Source organism: Ruegeria sp. AB9 (assembly GCF_056542585.1).
The window spans coordinates 1-6,032 of record NZ_JBQGAA010000036.1; the positions used below are offsets into that span (position 1 = coordinate 1).

General features: G+C 53.6%; 3 tRNA genes and 3 rRNA genes. All 6 read left to right on the top strand.

Going from position 1 to position 6,032, the window contains the following annotated elements:
- Positions 1–471 precede the first annotated feature (471 nt).
- The 6 genes from ACR0K5_RS24855 to ACR0K5_RS24880 all read left to right on the top strand — a co-directional run bounded on the left by ACR0K5_RS24855 (position 472) and on the right by ACR0K5_RS24880 (position 6,030).
- Positions 472–1,933 (top strand): 16S ribosomal RNA (locus tag ACR0K5_RS24855).
- Between the two features lie 150 nt (positions 1,934–2,083).
- Positions 2,084–2,159 (top strand) — tRNA-Ala (locus ACR0K5_RS24860).
- A gap of 26 nt (positions 2,160–2,185) precedes the next feature.
- Positions 2,186–2,262 (top strand) — tRNA-Ile (locus tag ACR0K5_RS24865).
- 452 nt (positions 2,263–2,714) lie between these two features.
- Positions 2,715–5,559: ribosomal RNA gene (locus tag ACR0K5_RS24870) — 23S ribosomal RNA — on the top strand.
- Between the two features lie 189 nt (positions 5,560–5,748).
- Positions 5,749–5,863, top strand: a 5S ribosomal RNA gene (gene rrf, locus ACR0K5_RS24875).
- Together the 16S, 23S and 5S rRNA genes with 3 tRNA genes alongside form the textbook arrangement of a ribosomal RNA operon.
- 90 nt (positions 5,864–5,953) lie before the next feature.
- Positions 5,954–6,030 (top strand) — tRNA-Met (locus ACR0K5_RS24880).
- Positions 6,031–6,032 lie beyond the last annotated feature (2 nt).

The following is a 6,032-nucleotide window of genomic DNA, read 5'->3' on the forward strand; positions in this document are numbered from 1 at the left end:
CCCCTTCACCGGCGCTGCTGAGGCGGTGCTGACGGGTCGGAGAGACGGCCTGACGGACTGGAAAGACGGTTGAGACGCTCGGGAGAGACCGGGGGCATCTTTGGGAATGGGTTAGGCGGGCGCGCTGAGGTTTTGGCGCAACGGTCTGATTTTTGGCTCTGGGTGTTCTGTTCTTTGACATTGATGGATAACTGAAGAGATATGTGGGCGGTTTGGTTCGTTTCGACGGATTGAATGTCTGTATATCGCGCTGGTAGGGCTTCGGCTCGATGATCCGGTGTCAGCTTCACTGTTTGTACGGCTTTCGGTTTCTGAAGAAACCAGAAGCACAACAAACAGATGACTTTTAGTGCGTTCTCTGGCCTAGCCGGGTTGGGGGAAGCTTATTCGCGCTCAAGTAGCCGGGTAGGCGGTAGCGCACTAAAGATGTGCAGAGGTTCGAACGTCAAGGATAGGTTAGCAATAGCCTTTCAACTTGAGAGTTTGATCCTGGCTCAGAACGAACGCTGGCGGCAGGCCTAACACATGCAAGTCGAGCGCGCCCTTCGGGGTGAGCGGCGGACGGGTTAGTAACGCGTGGGAATATACCCTTTGGTACGGAATAGCCTCTGGAAACGGAGAGTAATACCGTATGAGCCCTTCGGGGGAAAGATTTATCGCCAAAGGATTAGCCCGCGTTAGATTAGGTAGTTGGTGGGGTAATGGCCTACCAAGCCTACGATCTATAGCTGGTTTTAGAGGATGATCAGCAACACTGGGACTGAGACACGGCCCAGACTCCTACGGGAGGCAGCAGTGGGGAATCTTGGACAATGGGGGCAACCCTGATCCAGCCATGCCGCGTGAGTGATGAAGGCCTTAGGGTCGTAAAGCTCTTTCGCCTGTGAAGATAATGACGGTAGCAGGTAAAGAAACCCCGGCTAACTCCGTGCCAGCAGCCGCGGTAATACGGAGGGGGTTAGCGTTGTTCGGAATTACTGGGCGTAAAGCGCACGTAGGCGGATCGGAAAGTTGGGGGTGAAATCCCGGGGCTCAACCCCGGAACTGCCTCCAAAACTATCGGTCTAGAGTTCGAGAGAGGTGAGTGGAATTCCGAGTGTAGAGGTGAAATTCGTAGATATTCGGAGGAACACCAGTGGCGAAGGCGGCTCACTGGCTCGATACTGACGCTGAGGTGCGAAAGTGTGGGGAGCAAACAGGATTAGATACCCTGGTAGTCCACACCGTAAACGATGAATGCCAGTCGTCGGGTAGCATGCTATTCGGTGACACACCTAACGGATTAAGCATTCCGCCTGGGGAGTACGGTCGCAAGATTAAAACTCAAAGGAATTGACGGGGGCCCGCACAAGCGGTGGAGCATGTGGTTTAATTCGAAGCAACGCGCAGAACCTTACCAACCCTTGACATCCTAGGACCGGTCCAGAGATGGACCTTTCACTTCGGTGACCTAGTGACAGGTGCTGCATGGCTGTCGTCAGCTCGTGTCGTGAGATGTTCGGTTAAGTCCGGCAACGAGCGCAACCCACATCCTTAGTTGCCAGCAGTTCGGCTGGGCACTCTAGGGAAACTGCCCGTGATAAGCGGGAGGAAGGTGTGGATGACGTCAAGTCCTCATGGCCCTTACGGGTTGGGCTACACACGTGCTACAATGGTGGTGACAGTGGGTTAATCCCCAAAAACCATCTCAGTTCGGATTGGGGTCTGCAACTCGACCCCATGAAGTCGGAATCGCTAGTAATCGCGTAACAGCATGACGCGGTGAATACGTTCCCGGGCCTTGTACACACCGCCCGTCACACCATGGGAGTTGGTTCTACCCGACGGCCGTGCGCTAACCTTTTGGGGGCAGCGGACCACGGTAGGATCAGCGACTGGGGTGAAGTCGTAACAAGGTAGCCGTAGGGGAACCTGCGGCTGGATCACCTCCTTTCTAAGGATGTATCTAGTTAGATTTGTTCGCAAATCTCGTGATACACTTAGCAGAAGATCAACAAACAAAGTTGGTCAAACTCATGGACCGAGCCGTCCTCATATCTCTTCAGAAAATCAGGATCTTGCGAATAGGCGCGAGGTCCGGCAAGGGGCCTTAGCTCAGCTGGGAGAGCGCCTGATTTGCATTCAGGAGGTCAGGAGTTCGATCCTCCTAGGCTCCACCACTTCTGCAGTCGGCCCCGTACAAAGTGGGTCGGTAGCTCAGGTGGTTAGAGCGCACGCCTGATAAGCGTGAGGTCGGAGGTTCAAGTCCTCCTCGACCCACCACTTTCCTTCGATTTGACCGTTAAGCGCTGATTTGAGTGTTTAGCCGTCCAATCGGACGTCAATTGACATCGTATAGAGAGAAAATCAATCAACACTGTTTGATCGCGCCGAGTGTGGCGTTGATCTCAGTCGTTCTCATCTTCGGATGAGCGGGTTGTGACGCGGGTGTTTCCTCGCCTGTCCACGACTATCCCGGCTGAAACGAACAGAGTTGTCCAAGTCAAGTACACTAACCCGCATAACTTTACAGTTATGCATGTCTTCCATTCTCCATGCGGGGCCGACCGACATCGGCAGCATGGGTTCCAGGATGGAAGGCGGGAAAGTATGCTTTTGGTTCAGAAGAAAGATCATCTTTAGTTACCAGCTGGATGATCGCGATTGACCTGACTGCGCTCAAGTAGCCGAATAGGCGGTAGCGCACTAAGTTGTGTCTTTCTCTTTCTGGATCAAATCAAGCGCGAGAAGGGCGTTTGGTGAATGCCTTGGCAGCAAGAGGCGATGAAAGACGTGATACTCTGCGATAAGCCATGGGGAGCTGAGAATAAGCTTTGATCCATGGATCTCTGAATGGGGCAACCCACCTGAAAGCTTCATATTGTTATCTTTGATACTCAATATGGGGTTTAAACAGGTACTTAAGACCTGAATACATAGGGTTTTAAGAGCAAACCCGGGGAACTGAAACATCTAAGTACCCGGAGGAAAGGAAATCAATTGATACTCCCCTAGTAGCGGCGAGCGAACGGGGACCAGCCGAGCCGGATAAGTGACTAGAACACGTTGGGAAGCGTGGCCATAGCGGGTGACAGCCCCGTATAGGAAGCTTTGACGGACGTATTAAGTAGGGCGGAACACGTGAAATTCTGTCTGAAGATCGGAGGACCACCTTCGAAGGCTAAGTACTCCTTGCTGACCGATAGCGAACCAGTACCGTGAGGGAAAGGTGAAAAGCACCCCGACGAGGGGAGTGAAACAGTACCTGAAACCGAACGCCTACAATCAGTCGGAGGCTCCTTGCGAGCTGACGGCGTACCTTTTGTATAATGGGTCATCGACTTGGTCTCACGAGCAAGCTTAAGCCGTTAGGTGTAGGCGTAGCGAAAGCGAGTCTTAATAGGGCGCATGAGTTCGTGGGATCAGACCCGAAACCGAGTGATCTAGGCATGGCCAGGTTGAAGGTAAGGTAACACTTACTGGAGGACCGAACCCACATCCGTTGAAAAGGATCGGGATGAGCTGTGCCTAGGGGTGAAAGGCCAATCAAACTCGGAGATAGCTGGTTCTCTGCGAAATCTATTTAGGTAGAGCGTCATCCGAATACCCCGGGGGGTAGAGCACTGGATGGGTAATGGGGCCCCACAGGCTTACTGATCCTAACCAAACTCCGAATACCCGGGAGTACTAGATGGCAGACACACTGCGGATGCTAACGTCCGTAGTGGAGAGGGAAACAACCCTGACCTACAGCTAAGGCCCCCAATTCATGGCTAAGTGGGAAAGCAGGTGGGACGACCAAAACAACCAGGAGGTTGGCTTAGAAGCAGCCATCCTTTAAAGATAGCGTAACAGCTCACTGGTCTAAATAAGTTGTCCTGCGGCGAAGATGTAACGGGGCTCAAGCCATGAGCCGAAGCTTAGGATGCCGTAAGGCATGGTAGCAGAGCGTAGTGTGACATAGAACTCATCCGTATTTGCATCTGTGTTGTGTAACAGCAGCGGGATGTAATGACGGATCGAGTTCTTTCGATGAAGCCGGCGCGTGAGCGATCCGGTGGAGAGATCACTAGTGAGAATGATGACATGAGTAGCGACAAAGAGTGTGAGAGACACTCTCGCCGAAAGTCCAAGGGTTCCTGCTTAAAGCTAATCTGAGCAGGGTAAGCCGGCCCCTAAGCCGAGGCCGAAAGGCGTAGGCGATGGGAACTAGGTTAATATTCCTAGGCCAGGAGGATGTGACGGATCACAGGTGTAGTTCAATCTTATCGGATTGATTGGGCTGCTGAGTGGTTCCTGGAAATAGCCCTCCATCAGACCGTACCCTAAACCGACACAGGTGGACTGGTAGAGCATACCAAGGCGCTTGAGAGAACGATGTTGAAGGAACTCGGCAAAATACCTCCGTAAGTTCGCGAGAAGGAGGCCCGGTTCCTAGGCAACTAGGGGCTGGGGGCACAAACCAGGGGGTGGCGACTGTTTATTAAAAACACAGGGCTCTGCGAAGTCGCAAGACGACGTATAGGGTCTGACGCCTGCCCGGTGCCTGAAGGTTAAAAGGAGAGGTGAGAGCCTTGAATTGAAGCCCAGGTAAACGGCGGCCGTAACTATAACGGTCCTAAGGTAGCGAAATTCCTTGTCGGGTAAGTTCCGACCTGCACGAATGGCGTAACGACTTCCCCGCTGTCTCCAACATCGACTCAGCGAAATTGAATTGCCTGTCAAGATGCAGGCTTCCCGCGGTTAGACGGAAAGACCCCGTGCACCTTTACTACAGCTTCGCACTGGCATCAGGATTGTGATGTGCAGGATAGGTGGTAGGCTTTGAAGCAGGAACGCAAGTACCTGTGGAGCCTCCCTTGAGATACCACCCTTCGCACTCTTGATGTCTAACCGCGGTCCGTTATCCGGATCCGGGACCCTGCGTGGCGGGTAGTTTGACTGGGGCGGTCGCCTCCTAAAGCGTAACGGAGGCGCGCGAAGGTTGGCTCAGAGCGGTCGGAAATCGCTCGTTGAGTGCAATGGCAGAAGCCAGCCTGACTGCGAGACTGACAAGTCGAGCAGAGTCGAAAGACGGCCATAGTGATCCGGTGGTCCCGAGTGGAAGGGCCATCGCTCAACGGATAAAAGGTACGCCGGGGATAACAGGCTGATACTGCCCAAGAGTCCATATCGACGGCAGTGTTTGGCACCTCGATGTCGGCTCATCTCATCCTGGGGCTGGAGCAGGTCCCAAGGGTACGGCTGTTCGCCGTTTAAAGAGGTACGTGAGCTGGGTTTAGAACGTCGTGAGACAGTTCGGTCCCTATCTGCCGTGGGTGTAGGAGACTTGAGAGGAGTTGCCCCTAGTACGAGAGGACCGGGGTGAACGATCCACTGGTGGACCAGTTGTCGTGCCAACGGCAGTGCTGGGTAGCTATGATCGGACAGGATAACCGCTGAAGGCATCTAAGCGGGAAGCCCCCCTCAAAACAAGGTCTCCCTGAGGGCCGTGGAAGACCACCACGTCAATAGGCCGGAGATGTAAGCGCAGTAATGCGTTCAGTTGACCGGTACTAATCGCCCGATAGGCTTGATTTGATCCAGTAACAGAAAGACAAATCACCAAAAGCATACACTGACCTTGACAATGGATAGCCTCGCAGCGCCAAGCCGCGATGTTGATTGATATAACAACCGTGCGGCAACGCGCCTTTTGTAAACAAAAGACGCTGCCTCCCGCGCGTCGCCTTTTTGCAAAGCAAAAAGAGCGACGGGGATTTTCCTCGGTTTGGTGGTCATAGCGCAAGTGAAACACCCGGTCCCATCCCGAACCCGGAAGTTAAGCACTGCCGCGCCAATGGTACTTGGGCTTAAGCCCCGGGAGAGTAGGTCACCGCCAAACCTAGAAAAATCCCCACATTCTCTCTAAACGATGAAAAAAACACGACCCGGCCTCAAGTAGCCGAATAGGCAACAGGCCCACCAAAAGTGTCGCGGGGTGGAGCAGTCCGGTAGCTCGTCAGGCTCATAACCTGAAGGTCAGAGGTTCAAATCCTCTCCCCGCAACCAAA